The following is a 19401-nucleotide window of genomic DNA, read 5'->3' as shown; positions in this document are numbered from 1 at the left end:
GATCTTCTAGGCTGAACGACCGTGGAGTATTTCGTGTACGGACGTGACCGCCCCGGCGCCTTCGGGCTCAAGATGAGTCTGAACGACGACCACTGGTCCTTCATGGACGGATACGGCGAACTGCTGGTCGCCCGCGGCCCCACGCTGACCGGCGACGGAGAGGAGGCCGAGTCGACGGGCAGCCTGCACATCGTCGACCTTCCGGACGCGGAGGCCGCCCGGGCGTTCGCCTACGAAGAGCCGTACCACCGCGCCGGCGTCTTCGAGTCGGTGCTGCTGTGCCGCTTCCGCAACATCCTGGGCCGCACCATGTGGGACTTCACCGAGGCCGTCGACGGCTACGGCCGGTTCCTGGTGATCACCATGGGCGAGTCCACCCCTGCGCCGGTCGCGTCGGAACACATGATCGTGTGCGGCGAGTTGCTCGCTCTCGACCGCGAGGCGCGGCTCGGCTGGGCGGCCGCGGTGGAGGCGCCGGACCGGGAAGCCGCCGCGACGCTGCTGCCGGCCGACGGTGGAGGCCGTACGGAAACGCACCACTGGCGCTTCGGCGGCAGACCCGCTCCGCTTCCGTCCCGGCCGAAAGCTAAGGATAGTCTTACCTGAATTATTGGGCCGAGACGGCACGGTTCGGAGAACACGCGAGCCGTGGCCGCTCGCGTGTTCCGGCCCTCCTGGACGTCGCCGACCGCGTCCTCGTCCTGGACGGCGGCGTCATCACCGCGGACGACACCCATCGGAACCTCCTCGCCGGCGACGAGAACTACCGACTGGCCGTGGCCCGGTGACGGAGAGCGACTGTCCTGTTCCGGTCCGGGCGCTGTCGGCCGGCGCCGGACCGCGTCGGCCGTCGACGTCCACCTGATCGACTTCGCCGGCGACGAGACGCCCCCGCGGTGCGGCGAGCAGGTCGTGGAGCCGCTCGCCGCGTCGGGCGTCAAGCGGGTCACGGTGCTCGGCGGCGTTGTGCCCCTGGACCCTAAGATGTACTTTTGTACATGTACATCAGTCCATTAACGAGGGGATCATGTCCGATGAGAGCGCGTCGCCGGAGAGGTCCCGTCGCCGACGCGATCCTGAGGGGCGTCGCCGTGTGATCGTGGAGGCCGCGGCCGCGCTGATCGTCGAGGTGGGTTCGGAGGGGCTGACGCATCGGCTGGTCGCCGGGCGAGCGGAAGTGCCGCTGGGGTCCACGACGCAGTACTTCGCGACTCTGGAGGATCTTCGCGAGGCGGCACTGCAACATCTCGCGGCCGAGATCGACGCGGAGCTCGCGGTCGTGCGCGCGGCGATGGAGGACATGAGCACGGCGCCGGCCGCACTCGCGTCCGCGTGGCACGCGTTTCTACGGGACATGCGTCTCGTCCAGGCGGACAACGCGCTGTCCTGGGCCGCGGTGCACGACCCTCACCTGCGCTCGCTGGCCCTGCGCTGGTTCGACGAACTGGTCGTCGTCCTGTCCGCGCACATCGGGGTCCGCCGGGCGACGGCGGTCGCGGTGTTCGCGGACGGCGCCACCTGGCACGCCGCGCTCCATGACGAGCCCCTCGACGTGCGGCTCCTGGCCGACGCCATCACGGCCCTCTTCGCGGCCCCCGAGCCGCAGGAGGAGGAGCGGTGAGCCTCGCCACGCACACGCCCCCGGTCTCCGCGCGACGGCGCTGGGCGTCCGCCGTCGTCCTTTCGGCGAGTCTGCTGGTCATCACGATGGACATGACCATCCTCAACATCGCGATCCCCGACATGGCCGCCGCCCTGCGGCCGACCTCGGACCAGCTCCTGTGGATCGTCGACGTCTACTCCCTGGTCCTCGCCGGCCTGCTGGTGTCGATGAGCGCCGTCGGAGACCGGTGGGGACGCAAGCGCATGTTGCTGACCGGCTATGCCGTCTTCGGCGGCGCGTCGGTCCTCGTGCTGCTCGCCGGGACGGCCGAGACGACGATCGCCCTGCGTGCCGCCCTGGGGGTCGGCGGCGCGATGATCATGCCGACCACCTTGTCCATGATCCGTACGGTCTTCGCCGACCCCGCCGAGCGCGCCAGGGCCCTCGGGCTCTGGGCCGCCGTGTCGGGGCTCGGCGCGGCCGTCGGACCGATAGTGGGCGGACTCCTGCTCGAGTACTTCTCCTGGCAGGCGGCGTTTCTCGTGAACGTGCCCCTCATGGTCCTCGCGCTGGTCGCCGGCGCGCTCATCCTGCCCGAGTCGCGCAGCTCGCGCCCCGGCCGCTGGGACGTCGTCGGCGCGTCGCTGTCGCTCGTCGGCATGGTCCTGCTCGTGTGGGCGCTCAAGCGCTTCGCGAAGGAGGAGAGCCTTGCCGTCCTCGACGGCTGGATCGCGCTGGTCGCGGCGGGGGCGGCGCTGACGCTGTTCGTGGTGCGCTGCCTGCGCCGCCCCGATCCGCTCCTGGACATGCGGCTGTTCACGAGCCGGCAGTTCACGGCGGGCGTGGTCGCGGCGCTGGGCTCGACCTTCGCGATTGCCGCCGCGTTCCTGCTGCTCGCGCAGTGGATGCAACTCGTCGAGGGGCTCGGCCCGATCCAGACCGGTGTCCGGCTGCTCCCGGTGGCCGCGGCCGGAACCCTCGCCTCCCTGCTCGCGCCGTGGCTCGCCCAGAGGACGGGGGCGAGGAGCGTGCTCGCCGGAGGACTCGCCGTGGCGGGCGTCGGCCTGCTCGTGCTCTTCCTCGTGCCCGGTGATCTGACCTACGTGCACGTCCTGCTCGCCCTGTGCCTGGTGGGAGCCGGCATCGGGTCGCTCGCCATCGGCTCCGCGATGATCATGTCCGGCAGCCCGGACGACAAGGCGGGCAACGCGGCGGCGATCGAGGAGACCTCCTACGACCTCGGCAACGTCCTCGGCGTGGCGATCCTCGGCAGCCTCGCGGCCCTCTTCTACCGTGCCGGTCTGAACGACCTGGGCATGTTCGAATCCTCGGCCGCCGACGCCGCACGCGAGTCGCTGGGCTCCGCCGTGGCGATCGCCGACAGGCTCGCCCTGCCCGACCTCGCGGCCAGGGCGAGCGCCGTGTTCACCGACTCGATGCGGATGACGAGCCTGTTCGGCGGCCTCATGATGCTGGCCGTGGGCATCGCCGTCTTCGTGATCACTCCGAAGGGCACCGACATCAACAGGCAGCAGCACTGACCGGAGACGGCCGGAGCACTTCAGGTCGTGGGATGAGCTCGGGGCGGGGGAGTGGCTGATCACAGGGCTCGGGGGTTCGCCGAAGTTATGCCGAAGTGGGATTAGGCGTCATAAAACGGCGGTCATTACGATCGCCGTGACGACGAGAGAGCGGCGGCTGCCCCTGCCCTGCTTGCCGGCGGCACGTCCGCTCAGGAATGAGGTTCCGGTGAGTCGAACGCGCGCTCTGTCTCTCGTGACCGTACTCCTCGCGCTGCCGCCGGTGGCGGTGACCACCGCCGCCTCAGGCTCTGTCACGAGCCTCGCCGCGCCCTACTGTTATGAGGAACCGTCGCAGCCCACCGCGGACGTGAGCGACCTCAAGGCGAGATTCACCTCCTCGAACTGGATGCAGACCCTCCAGGCGATGTACCAGCGGCGGTGGCCCAGCGGCCAGGCGCTGGCCATCGCCCAGGCCAAGGACCAGTACTGGAACCAGTTCGTGCGCAAGAACAGCTTCGAGGCGTTCGCCGAGTCGATGATGGTGGCGATCCACGAGGAAACCCACATGTGGGATCTCGACCCGGCGCGGACCAGGTGGAACGTGCACACCGCGGCCTGGATCAACGCCTCCCGGCAGGACACGACGGTGCCGCTGCATGACGGCTTCCCCCGCAAGGAGATCCTGCCGCTGATCAAGGACCGGCTCAGCGACTCCATGGACGGCATCTACCTGCGCGACCAAACCCAGGGCGAGTACCACCTCCAGGGCGTGCTGGCGGAGTTGAACGCAGGACTGACGGGCCTGCCCGCGGTGACGGTGGTCCAGGAGTACATCAAGGGCGTCGGGGCCAGCAACGCACGCGACATCGCCGCCACCAACCTGCGCTACCTGCTGCTCTACCTGCGCGTGGCCAAGGACCGGCACCCCGCCTACTGGGCGAAGATCAAGAACGAGCCGAAGCTGCGCGAACTGGTCCTGACCCAGTTCCTGCGCACGGCCTACTGGCTGGAGAAGTCGGCGCCCTACACGGGCAAGCTGGGCGGCCCCAACGCCGACAAGATCACCGTGACCAACTACGCCCCGGAGAACCTCGCCATTCTGGAGGAGTTCACCGGCAGGAAGGTCCGCACCGACACCCAGAGACACTGCACCCTCACGTCCTGAGGCGTCCGTCGGCGGTCTGCTCACCCTCGTCGACGCCGTCTCGCCGGCGACCGAGCAGCACGCCGACGCGCGCGGTGCCCGCTGATGTCCGGGGCTTCGCCCTCCTTCACTCTTCGCCGCGGTAGGCGCGCAGCTCACGGCGTGCCCGGTGACGGTCGCGGCGGCGCTCTTCGCGGCGGATGCAGGAACCCTCCCAGCCCCCATGGCCGTACCCGAACCAGTAGTACGCGTAGGGGGTGGCGCTCCAGTGACAGCCGCCCGTGCGGTGGCTCAGGGAGGCGCTGTCGGCGGTGATCTCGTTCGGCAGCGTGCAGGGCCCGAACCGGTGATCATGCGCGGGCAGGCAGGTCACCATCGGCGTGTCGGCCATCCGCACCCACCAGGGCCGGGTCTTGTCGGTCTTGCTCATACGGTCACCTTTCGGCTCCGCGACGCCCCGGGGTGGGGCTGTCACAAGATCGGATGCACCGTGATCACCTCCGATTTCGCGCACGATGTATCGGGACCGAAAGCGACGTCGCCGCTCAGAGAAACCGATTCCGACTCCCGTGTTCGCTGATGCGCACGAAACAATCCCTTCGCGTCTCAGGCGGGGCGGTCCTTCCGTCACTGGTTAGACACAGGCGGTCGGTGAATTGTTGGGAGAATCGGCGTCGAATTCGAGAACGGCGCGACCCTTCGCCTCGCGAACGGCGACACGACGGCGGTGGTCCGTGACGACATGGAGGACGGCGGGGAATGTTCTCATCATGTCAAGCGTCGGTGGCATGGCGACACGCCCTGTCCGGGTCGTTCAGCGGATGACACGGCGAGTGCGGTGGCTGGCCGGGCACACACCGCCGCAGCGGGAGCGCTATGTCGACCTGCTGCGCGCCGTAGCGATCACGGCGGTCGTCGTCGGCCACTGGCTGGCGATCTATGTGACTCGTGACGGCGGAGGCTTCCAAGGGGGGAGCGTTCTCGAGATCCTCCCGTGGACCCGCCCGCTGACGTGGCTGTTCCAGGTGATGCCCCTGTTCTTCCTGGTCGGGGGCTTCGCGAACGCCGCGTCCCTCACCTCCCATCTCGACCGGGGCGGCAACGCCAGGGGCTGGGTGCTGGGCCGGACGACCCGGCTCCTGCGCCCGACGACGGTGCTGCTGGGGGGACTGGCGGTGGGAGCCCTGACCGCCCGGGTTCTGGGAGCCGAGCCCGCCCTGATCGGCGCGGCGGTCTGGCTCGCCTCGATCCCGTTGTGGTTCCTTGTCGCCTACCTCGCCGTGATGGCCCTCACCCCGTGGACGCACGCGCTGCACCGGCGTGCGGGGCCGGCCGTGCCGATCGTCCTGGCGGCCCTGGTCGCCGGGGGAGACCTGGCCCGTCTGGTGCTGGCCGTTCCCTACGTGGGGCAGGCGAACTTCCTGCTCGCCTGGCTGGCCGTACACCAACTCGGCTTCGCCTGGCAGGACGGACGCCTGCCGCTCCGGCGGAGCGCGGCTCTGTCGATGGCGGCGGGCGGGTTCGTCGCTCTCGTGCTCCTCACGGTGGTCGGCCCCTATCCGGTCAGCATGGTGGCGTTCGAAGGAGAGAAGGTGCGCAACACCTCTCCGCCCACGCTGGCTCTCCTGGCGCTGGCCGTCACGCAGACGGGAGTCGCCCTGTGGATGCGCGGCGCGGGAAATCGGTGGCTGCGGCGACCGGGGCCGTGGGGCGTCGTGGTCGCGGTCAATCTGGTGATCATGTCGCTTTTCCTGTGGCACATGGTCGCTGTCGTGATCGGCGTCCTGGTGCTCCACGGAACGGCGGTGATTTCCGGTGCCGCGCCCGGATCGGAGCCCTGGCTGCTTCTCCGCGTTCCCTGGCTTGCCTGCCTGGCGTTGATCCTCACCCTTCTTCTCGCGGTGTTCGGCCGTTTCGAGCAGCGTACGAGGTCACGGATCGATCCTGTGGGCACGGTGACCGGCGTGTGGCCCACCACCCTGGTGATCATCGGGCTCGGAGGCGTGCTCGCCGCTCTGCTGGCCCTCGCACTGGCGGGCATGGGCTATCACGGACCTACGGGCCTGCCGGTGAGAGTGCTGGTCGCCTACTTCGGCGGGGTCGCCCTCCTGAGGTTCGTCCGATGGCGGGGTTCGCGTCCGGCTCAGGGGTAGGACACGTTGCATCTTGATCGTCTTTTGGGCGACGCCTAGGCTTTCATGCCGTGGAGACGGGGGAGACGGGAAGGTCGGGCCGCGGCCGCCGGCCGTGGCGCGACCGACTGGTCAGGCGTCGTGCGATCACAGCCCTGTTGACGGGGGCGACGGGATTGGCCGTTCTGGGCGCGGTGCTCGTCGTCCTGCCGGGTGAGTTGGTCGCCCACGACCTCGCCGGGGCGAGCGTCGCCGCGCAGGACCGGCTGAAAGCGGTGAACGACGTCCGTACGACACTCGTGCAGGCCGTCGGCGGCATGGTCCTGCTGTTCGGCGCGTACGCCACCTGGCGGCAACTGCGAGTCAGCCAGGACGGCTTGCGCGCCACCCAGGAGGGCTACGTCACCGACAGGTTCAGCCGGGCCGTCGACCAGCTCGGCAGTGACAAGCTGGAGACACGCATCGGCGGACTGCACGCGCTGTGGCGGATCGCGGAGCACTCCGCTCGCGACCGTGAGGCCGTCATCTCCATCAAGGCCGCTTACCTGCGTACACACCTGCCGTGGCCGCCCACCGGGCCGGAGGCGCCGGCGGCGGACACGCCCGTCAACGACGTCGCGCCACTGGAGGTCCGCGCGGCCGACGCCCAGGTGGCGCTGACCGGTCTCGGCGTGCTGTGCCGGCATCGGGAGCAGTCCTGGGTCAACCTCAGCGTCACCGACCTGCGCCGGGCCGACTGCGACGGGCTCTGGCTCCCCGGGGTCAACCTGGATCGCTCCTGCATGGAGGCGGCGGGCCTGTACCACGCCAACCTGACGCAGACCTCCCTCGTCTCGGTCAACCTGCGGCACGCCGACCTCAAGACCGCGACCCTGCGCCGTGCCCGCTTCGCTCTGGCCGACCTGCGAGGCGCACGGCTGGTCGAAACCGACTTGCGCGAGGCGGACTTCACCGAGGCCGATCTGCGCGAGGCGAACCTGCGCAAGGCCGACGCGGGCGGCGCCGTCTTCCGCCGCGCCGACCTGCGCCTGGCCGACCTGCGCGGGGCCGACCTGCGCACGGCCGACCTTCTCCAGGCACGTCTGACGGGCGCGGTGGCCAGCGAGCGCACCCGCTGGCCCGCCGGCTTCGACCACTCGGCCGCCGGCGTCGTCCTCACCGAGGATCCCGGCCCCGAACCCCCGCCCCTGCTCCAGCCGCCGGGGATAACGACGCAGCATCCGCCCCTACGGTCCACACCGTGACCGAGGGGCGCGGCAGGCTCACGGTTCCAGCTCGTGGCGCGGACTTCCGTTCCCCCGGCTGTGCTGGTCCCGGTACGCCTCGAGCAGCCGCAGCCACACCTCGCTGATGGTGGGGAAGGGCGGCACGGCGTGCCAGAGGCGTTCGATGGGGGTTTCGCCGGTGATGGCCACGGTGGCGGAGTGGAGGAGCTCGGCGACGCCTGGTCCGGCGAACGTGGCGCCGACGACGGTGCGGCGATCGGGGTCGATGAGGACGCGGGCTCTGCCGCGATAGTCCGGGGTGTGCTGGAGGGCGCCGGCGACGTGGCCGAGGTCGTAGTCGACGACGTGCACGCGGCGGCCGGTGCGCCGGGCTTCGACGGTGGTGAGGCCGACGCCGGCGATCTCGGGATCGGTGAAGACGACCTGGGGCACGGCAGTGGTGTCGGCGGTGGCGGCGTGAGGGCTCCAGCGTCCGGTGTCGAGCGGGGTGCCGCAGGCTCGGGCGGCGATGACGGCGCCGGCGATGCGGGCCTGGTACTTGCCCTGGTGGGTGAGCAGGGCCCGCCGGTTGACGTCGCCCACGGCGTAGAGCCAGTCGCCGGGGACGGCGGTGACGGTGAGGGTGTCGTCGACGGTGAGCCAGTCCCCGGGGATCAAGCCGACGGTCTCGAGGCCGATGTCGCCGGTGCGGGGTGCGCGGCCGGTGGCGAAGAGGACCTCGTCCGCGGTGAGCCGGCCACCGTCGGAAAGGATGATGTGGACCTCGCCGCCTGTACGGGCGGCGGCGGCGACGGTCACGCCGAACCGCAGGTCGACGCCCGCTTCGCGCAGGCGGTCGGCCACGAGTTCGCCGACGAAGGGTTCCATCTGGGACAGCAGGCGGGTGTCACGGGCGAGGAGGGTGACCTCGCTGCCGAGGGCCTGCCAGGCGGTGGCCATCTCGGTGCCCACGACGCCTGCGCCGACGATGACGAGTCGTCCGGGCGGCCGTGGGGCGCTGGTGGCTTCGCGGCTGGTCCATGGACGCAGGGCGGTGAGCTCGGGAAGGGCGGGAAGGGCGGCGCCGCTGCCGGTGCACACGGCCACGGCGTGGCGGGCCCGCAGACGGACGGTGCCGCCGTCGGGGGTGGTCACGGCCACGCGTCGTGGCCCGTCGAGGCGGCCGTGGCCGCGTTGGAGGTCGACGCCGGCCGACTTGAGCCATTCGACCTGGTCGTCATCGCTCCAGTGGGCGGCCATGCGGTCGCGATGCGCCAGCACGGCGGCGGTGTCCAGCGGTCCGGCGGCGGCCGGGGCCAGGCCGGGCACCCGGCCCGCGTCGGCCCGCAGGAGTGCGGGCCGCAGCAGGGCTTTGCTCGGCTCGCACGCCCAGTACGAGCATTCGCCGCCGACGAGTTCGCTCTCCACGATGACGGTGCTCAGCCCGGCGGCGGTGGTCCGGTCGGCGACGTTCTCGCCGACCGGACCGGCCCCGATCACGACCACGTCATAGGTACGGGTGTCTTCGGTGGTCACTTGTCCTCCATGGTGTGGCCGTGTCTCGGGGGTGCCGTCGGTCAGCGGCCGGGCAGCCGTTCGGTGATCTCCTGCAGGAACCAGCGGTTGCCGTCGGGGTCGGAGAACGCGGCGAAGGAGCCGTAGCTGGCACGCTGCGGGTGCGGGCCCAGGACGCGACCGTTCTCGCCGGCCTGGTGGAAGGCGCCGGTGACGTCGTGGAACGGGCCGGTGACGTCGACGCCGCGGCCGGTCAGCTCCTTGTGGGCCTGCTCGATGTCGGACACGATCAGGTGCAGTCCCTGGACGGTGCCGGGTCCGGCGTCGGTGAGACCGTCGCCGAAGATGATCGAGCAGGCGGAGCCGGGCGGGGTGACCTGAATGATCCGGTAGCCGTCGTTGATGGGGAAGTCCGCGTCGAGGCGGAAGCCCAGCTGTCTGGTGTAGAAGTCCTTGGCGCGGTCGACGTCGGAGACGGGCAGGACGACGACTTCGAGCTTCATGTCCATGGTCGTGATCTTTCTTTCGGGGGCTAGCGGGTGGCGCGCGCGGCCTTCTCGATGACGTCGGCCACGGTCTTCGGGTGGGAGACGGCGACGGAGTGGGAGGCGCGGACTTCGGTGACGTGCGCGCGGGCGCGCTTGGCCATGTAGCGCTGGGCGTCGACGGGGATGTTGAGGTCCTGGGTGGCGATGACGGCCCAGGAGGGCTTGTCCTGCCAGGCGGCGGCCTCGGCCTTCTCCTCCAGGGCGGACTGGGCGATGGGCCGCTGGGTGGCGGCCATGAGGGCGGCGGTGCCGGCCGGGACGTCGGCGGCGAACTGGTGGTGGAACGTGCCGGGCTTGATGTACAGGTCGGTTCCGGTGGCGCCGCCGGGGAGGGTGAAGGGGACGGGGTCGAGGGCGTCGGGGAGGGTGGAGCCGGGGTACTTGTTCGTCAGCTCCAGGGCGGTCTCGCCGGGGGCGGGCAGGAAGGCGGCGACGTAGACGAGGGCCTTGACCTGGGGGTCGTTCGCGCCGGCCGCGCTGATGACCGAGCCGCCGTAGGAGTGCCCGACGAGGATCTTGGGTCCTTCGACGTGGTCGAGGACGCTGCGCAGTGCGGCGGCGTCGTTGGCCGGTCCGCGCAGCGGGTTGGCCGCGGCGACGACGGGGTAGCCGTCACGGCGCAGTTCCTTGATCACGTCGTTCCAGCTGGAGGCGTCGGCGAAGGCGCCGTGTTCCAGCACGACGGTCGGCTTGGCGGGCTTGTCCGCCGCGAAGGCGGGCGTGGCGGCGGCGGTGGCGAGGAGACCGATCGCGATCGTCGACACGGCGCCCAGCCTGAGCCGCCGCCTGCGTACACCCTTGATGCTGACCACGATGTTTCCCTTTCAAGAAGCTTCCGACGAAGGTGGTGGATCTGCTGCCATCACTGTCGTCCGGGAAGGACCGCGGTCACATCGGTCACTTGACGGTCAGTCATCACGAGTCGGCCGGGCCGTCGCTCAGCACCGCAACGGCGCTGGTCGGTCGGCTGCCCGGCCTCGTGTGGCGGCCGTCCACGCGCCTGTGCGCGCCTCGGCGCGTTAAGCCATTCAACTCTTCAGTCAGTGACGTGAGTATGGGCGGCGCTGCGCGGACGCCCCGTACGCAGGCCGCCGACCTGTGCCCGGAGTGACTCACCGGTGCTGACCGTCAACTGACTGATGTGCCGGTGCCGGCCGCGAACGACAGTGGGACACACCCCAACAGCTGACGACTTCAGCAAGAGGAACGTCATGAAACGAATACTGGCCGTCCTGGCCGCCGCCGTGCCGCTGGCCGCCGCGCTGTACGCGCCGAGCGGCGCCGCGGCGGAGACCGGCAGCCTGGCCGCCGCCCCGTTCACGTGCTCGTCCGTCTCCGTGAACGCCCCGGTCGGCACCACCGTGGAAGCCGTGACAGCCGCGCGCCGCGAGGCGGGGACCGTGCACGTCCCCGCGGTGCCGCCGCTGGGCGCCGTCGAGATCCCCGACGTCCCGGCCCACTGCGACGTCACGATCACCCTCACCCACCCCGGCGCCGACGACCACGCCAAAGTACGCGTCTGGCTGCCCGAGACAGGTTGGACCGGCCGCTTCCAGGCGGTGGGCGGCAGCGCCTACGCCGCCGGCGACTACGGCACAGGCCTGGCCGCCGCGATCAAGAACGGCTACGCCGCCGCGACCACCGACGCCGGCGTCGGCCCCTACCTCGACACCTCCTGGGCCCTGACCGGCGAGGGCAAGGTCAACACGCCACTGCTGAAGAACTTCGCCGACCGCTCCCAGCACGAGATGACACTTCTCGCCAAACAGGTCATCGCCAAGGTCTACGGCAGACCCGCCGCCTACTCCTACTGGAACGGCTGCTCGACCGGCGGTCGCCAGGGCTACATGGAGGCCCAGCGCCACCCCGGCGACTACGACGGCATCCTCGCCACCGCCCCCGCCGTCAACTGGGACGAGTTCGAGGTCGCCACCCTGTGGCCCCAGGTGGTGATGAACCAGGAGAACACCTTCCCCGCCCCGTGCGAGTTCGACGCCTTCACCCAGGCCGCCGTCAAAGCCTGTGACCGGCTCGACGGCGTCTCCGACGGATTGATCGGCGACCCCGCGAAATGCGCCTTCGACCCGCGCCGGCTCATCGGCAAGACGGTCGAGTGCGACGGAAAGCAGGAGACCATCACCGCGGCCGACGCGGCCGTCGTCCGCAGGATCTGGGACGGCCCCCGCACCCCGACCGGCAGGAAGCTGTGGGCAGGAGTCCCGGTCGGTGCCGGCTTCGACCTGGCCGGCACCCGCGTCGACGCCGACGGCGACCGCGTGGGCGCGCCGTTCCCCGTCCCGGCCGCCTGGGTCTCGACGTTCCTGAAGCGCCAGCCCTCCTTCGACGTGTCGACGATCACCTACGCCGAGTTCGCCGAACTGTTCGCGCAGTCCCAGGCCGAGTACGACACGATCATCGGCACCGACGACCCCGACCTGTCGGCCTTCCGCAGGTCCGGCGGCAAGCTGCTCACCTGGCACGGCCAGGCCGACCAGCTCATCCCCGCCCAGGGCACGGTGAACTACTTCCAGCACGCCCAGCGGGCCACGGGCGGCCGCCTCGACGACTTCTACCGGCTGTTCCTGGCGCCGGGCGTCGCCCACTGCGCCGGCCCCACGAGCACCGGCCCCGTGCCCACCGACGCCCTGGGCGCCCTGACCGCCTGGGTCGAACGCGGCAAGGCCCCGCGGACCCTGAGCGCCGCCATCACGAACGCCTCCGGCGCGACGGTCACCCGCGAACTGTGCCCCTACCCGTCCGTCTCCCGCTACACCGGCCACGGCGACCCGGCCGACGCCGCAAGCCACCGCTGCGTCCCCGTCCGGCGCTGACAACCATCCACTCGTCCGGAAAGGCCGTTCATGACGAACACGAAGACGTCATCCCTGCTGAAGCTGTACCTGGGCCGTGGAGTGCTGGCCGTGGCGTGGGCCGCCGCGTTCGCCGTGGCCCACAACCCCGTCGACGCCCTCGCGATCACCCTGCTGGTCGTCTATCCGCTGATCGACGCGGTGTCGTCGTTGATCGACCTGCGTGCGCTCCCTGACGGATCGGAGCGTCGTCTGACGCTGTTCAACGGGGTGCTCAGCGCCCTGGCCGCCGTCGGCGTCGGCGTGGCGGGGACGAGCGGGGTGGCGGCGGTGCTGCACGTGTTCGGCGCCTGGGCGGTCGTCTCCGGCGCGGCGCAGGCGCTGGTCGGGATCCGGCGGCGCGGCCCGGAGCTGGGCAGGCAGTGGCCGATACTGATCGCGGGTGGCCTGTCGTTCCTCGTGGGCATCTTCTACAACATCCAGGCCCTCGGGGCCGACGCCTCGCTCGACGTGCTGTCGGTCTATGCCACAGGCGGCGGCGTGTTCTTCATCGTCCAGGCCGGGCTGCTGGCCTGGCGTGCCCGCCGGCCGCGGACGCAGACCGTCTGACGGCACTCTGAGCTCGACACGACCACGAACACACCGACAGCCTGTCGGATCGCGTCCGGCAGGCTGTCTCGGCATCGCAGGCGGTGGACCGGACATCGCGTCCGTCATAGGCGGTCCGCACCCTTCTCCGGAGCAGAGCGTCCCGGCAGGCCGCGCCGGACCGGCTGCGCAAGGCGGGCAGGAGCATTGAGTCATTCGACTGTTCCTGCCCCGGGCGCGTCTGGACGATCCTTGAGCCACGGCCCGTACGACCTGGTTCTGGGCCTTTCCGGAGAATCCGTGAACCCCATTCCAGGCCACTCGCGGCAACATCCCGGTCACCGTCCGGGCGACCGCCGCCGCCTGACACGCCGCCGTTCCGCTTCGGCGGGCTTCACCACGGAAGGGAGCATCCCGTTGTCCATATCGAGTCTCATGAAGGCGTTGTCGGTGGCCGTGCTCGTGATGGCCGTCGTCATCGCCTGCTTCGCCGGCGTGTTCTGAGCGCGAAGAGGCCGGACGGCGGGCGGGGCGACAGGCCGCGTCCGCCGCCCCTGGAGGCGGAGCCCCCTGTCAAGACGGCGCGGGCCTGCCGGCGCGCAGATGGGCGATGCCCATGTCCAGGGCGGCTTCCAGATGGTCGGTCTCACCGGTGGACATCTGGATCAGCACGCCGCCCTGGATGCCGGCGAGCAGGGCGGCCGCCGCACGGTCGGGGTCCAGGGCCGGGTCGATCTCGCCGGCGTCCTGCATGTGCCGCACGCCGGTGGCGATCTCGGCCTGCCAGCGGTGCATCAGCTCGGTGACCACGGCCTGGGCGCCGGGCGTGCGAATGCCCAGCTGTGACGTGACGGCGTTGAGCGGACACAGGCGGCCCTGCCGCCGGTAGCGGTCGACGACCTTGTCACGCCACGACTGCCAGGCGGACCAGGAGGTGAGGTCGCCGAGCTGGGGTCGCTGGTCCTCCAGCACGCGGTCGGCCTCGAAACGGGCCACGGCCAGCAGCAGCTCCTCCCGGCCGTCCGGGAAGTAGTGGAAGAGCTGGCTCTTGCTCGTCGCCGTCCTGGCCAGCACGTCGTCGAGCGTCATGTCGGCCACGCCGTGCTCCCGGATGTGCGCCGCCGCGCCCTCGAGAATGCGCTGCCGCGTCGCGGCCCCCTTGCGGGTCAGAGTGCGCATGACCGCCCTCCAGACTGGACTTGCCGATCCATGCTAGCCGGGCCCCGCGTCGAGCGGGGCGCCCACCGGCGAGCGGCGAACAGGAGCGGCCGCCTCAGGCCCCGGCGGTGCCATGCCGGGCGCGCTCCGCCTGTCCGTGAGGTGTGCGGACCGCCGGGATATGGGGTGGTTCGCCCAGATGAGCTTGGTATGGGGAAGGTTTTCCAATTTTCCGGAGGAACGGCTGTGTAACGGGGGACGTCTTGGGGCCCCATAGTCTTGTCCCATGCCAAGACGGGGTGAGGTCCAGCCGGGAGTCGTGTCGAAGATCGGGCTTCTCGCAGTCACGGGGGTGGCGGCGGGCGCGGTGGTCGCCGGGCTCGCGTTACCGGCCGTGGGAGGGGTGGGCGTCGGTCTCATATCGGCGACCAACGAGGTGAACCTCGCGCCCGAGGACCTGGTCGAGCCGCCTCCTGCGGAGGTCACGGTCGTGCAGGACGTCAAGGGCAACGAGATCGCGCGGTTCTACGAGCAGTACCGCGAGGTCGTCAAGCTCGACCAGATCGCCCCGATCATGAAGACGGCCATCGTCTCGATCGAGGACTACCGCTTCTACGAGCACGGCCCGATCGACGTCGAGGGCACGATCCGGGCGTTCGCCAAGAACCTGCAGGCGGGCGGGGTGGCCCAGGGCGGCTCCAGCATCACCCAGCAGTACGTCAAGCAGGTGCTGCTCAACTCCGCCGACACCGACGCCGAGCGGAACAAGGCGCTTGAGGCCAGCTACGCGCGCAAGCTCAAGGAGCTGCGGTACGCGATGGCGGTGGAGAAGAAGTACCCCAAGGACGAGATCCTGGGCAAGTACCTCAACATCGCCTACTTCGGTGCGGGCGCCTACGGGGTCGAGGCGGCGGCCAAGCGATTCTTCGGCGTCAAGGCGGAGGCGCTCACCCTGCCGCAGGCGGCGACGCTGGCGGGCGCCGTGCAGAACCCCAACGCCACCGACCCCAACCTGGGCAAGAAGCAGCGTGAGCGGCTGCTGAGCCGGCGCAACGTCGTGCTGGACCGGATGGCCGAGCTGGGCAAGATCACTACGGACGAGGCGGCTAAGGCGAAGGCCACCGGCCTCGGCTACAAGGGCACGAAGCTGCCCGGCGGCTGTGAGTCCAGCAAGTATCCGTACTTCTGCATCTACGTCCGCAACGACATCCTGAAAAATCCTGACTTCGGGAAGACGGCCGCGGATCGTCTCAAGCTTCTCAACCGCGGCGGCCTGACGGTCAGGACCACGATCGACCCGGCCATGCAGGCGGCGGCGGACAAGGCGATCAGCAAGTGGGTCCACTCCTCCGACAACCCGGTGGCCTCCGAGGCGCTGGTCCAGCCGGGCACCGGGGCCATCAGGGCCATGGCGGCCAGCCGGCCGTACGGTCAGAACGCGGCCAAGCACGAGATGGCCTACAACCTCATCGCGGACGCCGCGCACGGCGGCGGCATCGGCTTCCAGGCCGGATCCACCTTCAAGACCTTCACCCTGCTCGCCGCCCTGAGCAAGGGCATGAAGATCAACGACGGTTTCACCGTCGGCGCGGGTTACCGCGCGCCGGCCTACTCGACGTTCAAGAACTGCAAGGGCGAGAGCATCGGCGACCCGAACCACACCGTCACCAACGACGAGGGCTCTCCCGGCTGGCGGACCCTGCAGACGGGCACGTGGGGTTCGGTGAACACGTTCTTCATGACGCTGGAGCAGCAGGTCGGGCTCTGCGACACGGTCAAGATCGCCAAGTCGCTGGGCATCCACCGCTCCGACGGGAACAAGCTCCAGGAGTACGAGACGTTCACGCTCGGCATCAACGAGATGGACCCGGTGACCGTGGCCAACGCCTACGCCGCGATCGCCGCCCGCGGCAAGTACTGCGCGCCGACGGCGATCGCCCAGATCACCGATCGCGACGGCAAGACCACCACCTACAGGCCCAAGTGCCGTCAGGCGCTCGACCCCGAGGTCGCCGACGCGGCGGCCGACGTCCTGTCCGGAGTGTTCACCAAGGGCACCATGCGCGGCGTCGGCGGCATCGGCCGTGACGCGGCGGGCAAGACCGGCACCACCGACAGCTACGCCACCGCCTGGTTCGCCGGATTCACCCCGGACCTGGCCGGCGCCGTCAGCATCGGTGACCCGCGCGGCTCGCAGAACCACAAGCTGACCGGCGTCACCATCGGCGGCCGCTATTACGGTGTGGTGGCCGGCGCCAGCATCCCGGGGCCGATCTGGAAGGACACGATGCTGGCGGCGCTGAAGAACGTCAGCCCGACGTCGTTCACCCCGATCAACGCGGCGCGGTTCGGCGGCTGCGGCCAGAGCTGCCAGCCCGCGCCGCCTCCGTCGAACGACGGCGGCCCCGACCGGAACGCCGACGTCGACGGCCCCGGTCAGGGCCGCAACGGCCCCGACCGCGGCGGCCCTGACGGCGACAACGGTCCCGGCGGTGACCGTGGCCGTTCGAACGGCAACGGCCGTTCGAACGGCCGCGGCTAGGCAGTACCCGTCGGCGACGGTCCGATCTCCTGGTCAGAGCCGGGTGATCGCGCCGGCGTTGTCGCGGTCAAGGTGCCGTCCGATGACCATGCGCTGGATCTGGTTGGTGCCCTCGAAGATCTGCATGACCTTGGCCTCGCGCATGTAGCGCTCCACCGGGAACTCCCGGGTGTAGCCCGCACCCCCGAGGACCTGGACGGCGTCCGTGGTCACCTTCATCGCGTTGTCGGTCGCCACGAGCTTGGCGATCGACGCCTCGCGGCCGAACGGGAGGCCGGCGTCCTTGAGCCGTGCCGCGTGCAGCAATGTCGCACGCGCGGAGACGACGGCGGCCTCCATGTCGGCAAGTACGAAGCCGAGTCCCTGGTGGTCGATGATCCGCCGTCCGAAGGTGTGGCGCTGCTGGGCGTAGGCGAGAGCGGCGTCGAGAGCCCCCTGGGCGAGACCGGTCGCGACCGCGGCGATGCCGAGCCTGCCCGCGTCGAGACCGGCGAGGGCGATCTTGAGACCGTCACCCTCCGCGCCCAGCCGCCGTTCCACCGGCACCCGGACCCCTTCGAGCCGCAGGGCGGCGGTGGTCGAGCCGGTGAGGCCCATCTTCCGCTCCGGTACGTCCGCGACCAGGCCGGGCGTGTCCGCGGGGACGAGGAAACAGGAGATGCCGTGGCGGTCGCCCTGGACGGCGCCGGTGCGCGCCATGATCTTGTAGAAGTCGGCCTGGCCGCCGTGGGTGACCCAGGCCTTGGCGCCGTTGAGCACGTAGCCGTCGCCGTCGCGGCGGGCCGTCGCGGTCATGGCCGCGGGGTCCGAGCCGGCGTGCGCCTCGGAGAGGCAGTAGGCGCCGAGGAGCTCGCCACCGAGCATCTCGGGCAGCCAGCGCTGTTGTTGCTCCGGAGTGCCGCGCGTCGCGAGGCCGAAGCAGGACAGCGCGTGGACGGAGACGCCGACACCGACTGAGGCCCACACCGCTCCGATCTCCTCCAGCACCTGGAGGTAGACCTCGTACGGGAGACCGGACCCGCCGACCTCCTCCGGGTAGGGCAGGCCGAGGATGCCGACCTCGCCGAGCATGCGGAAGACGTCGCGGGGGAACTCCTCGTCGGCCTCGGCCTGCGCCGCTCGGGGCGCGAGCTCGTCGGCGGCGATCGTGCGGACGAGCTGGATCAGGTCGGCGTGCTCAGCCGAGCGGAAGGTACGTCGGGCCGACATCGGCGGTTCTCCTGGAGTTCTGGGGGTGGTGGATGGTGGTGACGGCGACCTGGTTCGTCATCACAGCACCGCCAGTCCCGGCTCGGCGAGCAGGGCGGCGGTGTCGCCGAGGACCTGGGATCCTTCGGCGCCGTCGAGCACGCGGTGGTCGAAGGAGAGCGCGAGCTGGAGGATCGAGCGGGGCTCGATCCTCTCACCGGCGGCGTCCTCGACGACCCAGGGCTGCCGACGGATGGCGCCGACGGCCAGGATCGCCGTCTCGCCCGGGTTGAGGATGGGGGTGCCGGTGTCGACGCCGAAGACGCCGACGTTGGTGATGGTCGTCGAGCCGCCCGCCATCGCCTCCGGCGTGGTCCTGCCGGCGCGGGCGGTGGCGGCGAGCTCATTGATCGCGTTGGCGAGGTCGAGCAGGCCGAGGGTGTGCGCGTCCTTGACGTTCGGCACCATCAAGCCACGTGGAGTGGCGACGGCGAAGCCGAGGTTGACGCCGGCGGGGACGACGATCTCCTGGGCGGCCTCGTCCCAGCGCGCGGTCGCCGTCGGGATCCGGGCCAGGGCGCGGAGGTAGGCGCGGGCGACGAACGCCAGGGGCGTGAGCTTGGTGTCGCGGAACTCGCGGCGCCGCTGGACCAGCTCGCGCAGTTCCAGGGTCTTCGTCACGTCGACGGTGACGAACTCGGTCACGTGCGGTGCGGTGAAGGCGGAGGCGACCATCGCGGCCGCGGTGTGCTTGCGCACCCCCTTGATCGGGATCCGGGTCTCCGAGCCGTCGGCGGCCACGGCGGGGGCCGGGTCCGCCGACGCAGGCCGGCCGCCGGACTCCGAGGCCCGCAGCACGTCGGCGCGTACGACGGTCCCGTCCGGGCCGGTCGGCTCGACCGCGGCGAGGTCCACCCCGAGGACCTTCGCCAGCTTGCGGACCGGAGGCTTGGCCCGTGGCCTGTCCCGGCTGGGAGCGGCGGGCGGCGTGACCGCGGGGGCGGCGGGCGGCGTGACCGCGGGGGCGGCCGCGCCGCTCGGGGCGGCGCCACGGCGGCGCCGGCTGCGGCCGGCGTCCCTGGCGCCGTAGCCCACCAGCAGCTTGGGCTCCGGCCCGCCGGCCTCGCCCTCGGCGGGAGCGGCCGGAGCGGCTGCCTGCGCGTCGGCGGTGCGGATGGCGATGATCGGCGAGCCGACGGCCACGACCTGGCCCTCGGCGGCGAGCAACTCGACGACCTCGCCGGCGTACGGCGAGGGCAGCTCGACCACGGACTTGGCGGTCTCGATGTCGACGATGATCTGGTTGACGGTGACCGTGTCGCCGACGGCGACGCGCCAGACGACGATGTCGGCCTCGGTGAGGCCCTCACCGACATCGGGCAGCAGAAAGGTCTGTGCAGTCGCGGTGGTCAAGGTGTGCTCCTGCGGGCAGAACGGATGGGGCT

The 19401-nt window shown here is 70.8% G+C and carries 17 protein-coding genes; 10 read left to right on the top strand and 7 right to left on the bottom strand.

Translation table 11 applies throughout. The annotated features are described in order from the left end of the window. The first annotated feature begins 21 nt into the window (after positions 1 to 21). From PKF00_RS19295 to PKF00_RS19280, 4 genes are all read left to right on the top strand, one after another. Positions 22 to 606 carry a YciI family protein gene (locus tag PKF00_RS19295; protein WP_271218952.1) on the top strand — a complete coding sequence of 195 codons (585 nt, stop codon included), beginning with the start codon at positions 22 to 24 and terminating at the stop codon, positions 604 to 606. Positions 607 to 1027: 421 nt separating this feature from the next. After that, on the top strand, positions 1028 to 1621 hold the full coding sequence (locus PKF00_RS19290) for a TetR/AcrR family transcriptional regulator (RefSeq protein ID WP_271218951.1): 594 nt from the start codon (positions 1028 to 1030) through the stop codon (positions 1619 to 1621). Then, entirely contained in the window at positions 1618 to 3144 is a 1527-nt protein-coding gene (locus tag PKF00_RS19285; protein WP_271218950.1) for an MFS transporter, read from the top strand. Before PKF00_RS19290 ends, PKF00_RS19285 begins: the two co-directional genes overlap by 4 nt. Before the next feature lie 235 nt (positions 3145 to 3379). Next, entirely contained in the window at positions 3380 to 4291 is a 912-nt protein-coding gene (locus PKF00_RS19280) for a hypothetical protein (RefSeq protein ID WP_271218949.1), read from the top strand. A 106-nt stretch (positions 4292 to 4397) separates the two neighbouring features. Here the strand turns inward: PKF00_RS19280 and PKF00_RS19275 are convergent, their stop codons facing one another. After that, on the bottom strand, positions 4398 to 4700 hold the full coding sequence (locus PKF00_RS19275; protein WP_271218948.1) for a hypothetical protein: 303 nt from the start codon (positions 4698 to 4700) through the stop codon (positions 4398 to 4400). Positions 4701 to 5058: 358 nt separating this feature from the next. On the opposite strand from PKF00_RS19275, the gene PKF00_RS19270 reads away from it, so the two are divergent. Both PKF00_RS19270 and PKF00_RS19265 read left to right on the top strand, forming a co-directional pair. Continuing rightward, the gene (locus PKF00_RS19270; RefSeq protein ID WP_271218947.1) at positions 5059 to 6423 is read left to right on the top strand and encodes an acyltransferase family protein; all 1365 of its coding nucleotides are present in this window, start codon (positions 5059 to 5061) and stop codon (positions 6421 to 6423) included. 155 nt (positions 6424 to 6578) lie between these two features. After that, entirely contained in the window at positions 6579 to 7646 is a 1068-nt protein-coding gene (locus tag PKF00_RS19265) for a pentapeptide repeat-containing protein (protein ID WP_271218946.1), read from the top strand. Positions 7647 to 7664: 18 nt separating this feature from the next. Here the strand turns inward: PKF00_RS19265 and PKF00_RS19260 are convergent, their stop codons facing one another. The 3 genes from PKF00_RS19260 to PKF00_RS19250 are packed head-to-tail and all read right to left on the bottom strand — an operon-like array spanning position 7665 to position 10482. After that, positions 7665 to 9143, bottom strand: coding sequence for a dihydrolipoyl dehydrogenase family protein (locus tag PKF00_RS19260; protein WP_271218945.1), 1479 nt, complete (start codon positions 9141 to 9143; stop codon positions 7665 to 7667). Between the two features lie 41 nt (positions 9144 to 9184). Further along, positions 9185 to 9625, bottom strand: a complete 441-nt coding sequence (locus tag PKF00_RS19255; RefSeq protein WP_271218944.1) for a VOC family protein — start codon at positions 9623 to 9625, stop codon at positions 9185 to 9187. Between the two features lie 29 nt (positions 9626 to 9654). Continuing rightward, entirely contained in the window at positions 9655 to 10482 is an 828-nt protein-coding gene (locus tag PKF00_RS19250; RefSeq protein WP_271218943.1) for an alpha/beta fold hydrolase, read from the bottom strand. A 399-nt stretch (positions 10483 to 10881) separates the two neighbouring features. Here PKF00_RS19250 and PKF00_RS19245 point away from each other — a divergent pair, with 399 nt between their 5' ends. From PKF00_RS19245 to PKF00_RS19235, 3 genes are all read left to right on the top strand, one after another. Continuing rightward, the gene (locus PKF00_RS19245; RefSeq protein WP_271218942.1) at positions 10882 to 12501 is read left to right on the top strand and encodes a DUF6351 family protein; all 1620 of its coding nucleotides are present in this window, start codon (positions 10882 to 10884) and stop codon (positions 12499 to 12501) included. 30 nt (positions 12502 to 12531) lie between these two features. Beyond that, complete coding sequence (locus PKF00_RS19240) at positions 12532 to 13089, top strand: DUF308 domain-containing protein (protein ID WP_271218941.1); 558 nt, start codon at positions 12532 to 12534, stop codon at positions 13087 to 13089. 279 nt (positions 13090 to 13368) lie between these two features. Then, complete coding sequence (locus PKF00_RS19235) at positions 13369 to 13572, top strand: hypothetical protein (protein ID WP_271218940.1); 204 nt, start codon at positions 13369 to 13371, stop codon at positions 13570 to 13572. A gap of 69 nt (positions 13573 to 13641) precedes the next feature. Here PKF00_RS19235 and PKF00_RS19230 read toward each other — a convergent pair whose 3' ends face one another. Further along, positions 13642 to 14247 (bottom strand): TetR/AcrR family transcriptional regulator, encoded by a 606-nt coding sequence (locus PKF00_RS19230; RefSeq protein ID WP_271218939.1) that lies wholly within the window; start codon positions 14245 to 14247, stop codon positions 13642 to 13644. A 265-nt stretch (positions 14248 to 14512) separates the two neighbouring features. Between PKF00_RS19230 and PKF00_RS19225 the strand changes: the two genes are divergently transcribed. Beyond that, complete coding sequence (locus PKF00_RS19225) at positions 14513 to 16768, top strand: transglycosylase domain-containing protein (protein WP_271218938.1); 2256 nt, start codon at positions 14513 to 14515, stop codon at positions 16766 to 16768. 33 nt (positions 16769 to 16801) lie between these two features. On the opposite strand, the gene PKF00_RS19220 is transcribed toward PKF00_RS19225, so the two are convergent. Then, a complete protein-coding gene (locus tag PKF00_RS19220) occupies positions 16802 to 17977 on the bottom strand; it encodes an acyl-CoA dehydrogenase family protein (protein ID WP_271218937.1) in 1176 nt (391 codons plus the stop codon). Positions 17978 to 18037: 60 nt separating this feature from the next. After that, positions 18038 to 19369: a dihydrolipoamide acetyltransferase family protein gene (locus PKF00_RS19215; protein ID WP_271218936.1), complete on the bottom strand. Its 1332-nt coding sequence runs from the start codon at positions 19367 to 19369 to the stop codon at positions 18038 to 18040. Between the last annotated feature and the right edge of the window lie 32 nt (positions 19370 to 19401).

The organism is Streptosporangium carneum (genome assembly GCF_027922005.1).
GTDB lineage: Bacteria > Actinomycetota > Actinomycetes > Streptosporangiales > Streptosporangiaceae > Streptosporangium > Streptosporangium carneum.
The sequence above is the reverse complement of the archived record's forward strand: the minus strand, read 5'-3'. Positions and strand labels throughout refer to the sequence as shown.

Bases quoted from the DNA above. Each gene is read 5' to 3' on its own strand.
- PKF00_RS19225 (WP_271218938.1), top strand. From the start codon at position 14,513: ATGCCAAGACGGGGTGAGGTCCAGCCGGGAGTCGTGTCGAAGATCGGG.
- PKF00_RS19275 (WP_271218948.1), bottom strand. From the start codon at position 4,700: ATGAGCAAGACCGACAAGACCCGGCCCTGGTGGGTGCGGATGGCCGAC.
- PKF00_RS19230 (WP_271218939.1), bottom strand. From the start codon at position 14,247: ATGCGCACTCTGACCCGCAAGGGGGCCGCGACGCGGCAGCGCATTCTC.
- PKF00_RS19220 (WP_271218937.1), bottom strand. From the start codon at position 17,977: ATGTCGGCCCGACGTACCTTCCGCTCGGCTGAGCACGCCGACCTGATC.
- PKF00_RS19240 (WP_271218941.1), top strand. From the start codon at position 12,532: ATGACGAACACGAAGACGTCATCCCTGCTGAAGCTGTACCTGGGCCGT.
- PKF00_RS19255 (WP_271218944.1), bottom strand. From the start codon at position 9,625: ATGAAGCTCGAAGTCGTCGTCCTGCCCGTCTCCGACGTCGACCGCGCC.
- PKF00_RS19290 (WP_271218951.1), top strand. From the start codon at position 1,028: ATGTCCGATGAGAGCGCGTCGCCGGAGAGGTCCCGTCGCCGACGCGAT.
- PKF00_RS19270 (WP_271218947.1), top strand. From the start codon at position 5,059: ATGGCGACACGCCCTGTCCGGGTCGTTCAGCGGATGACACGGCGAGTG.
- PKF00_RS19245 (WP_271218942.1), top strand. From the start codon at position 10,882: ATGAAACGAATACTGGCCGTCCTGGCCGCCGCCGTGCCGCTGGCCGCC.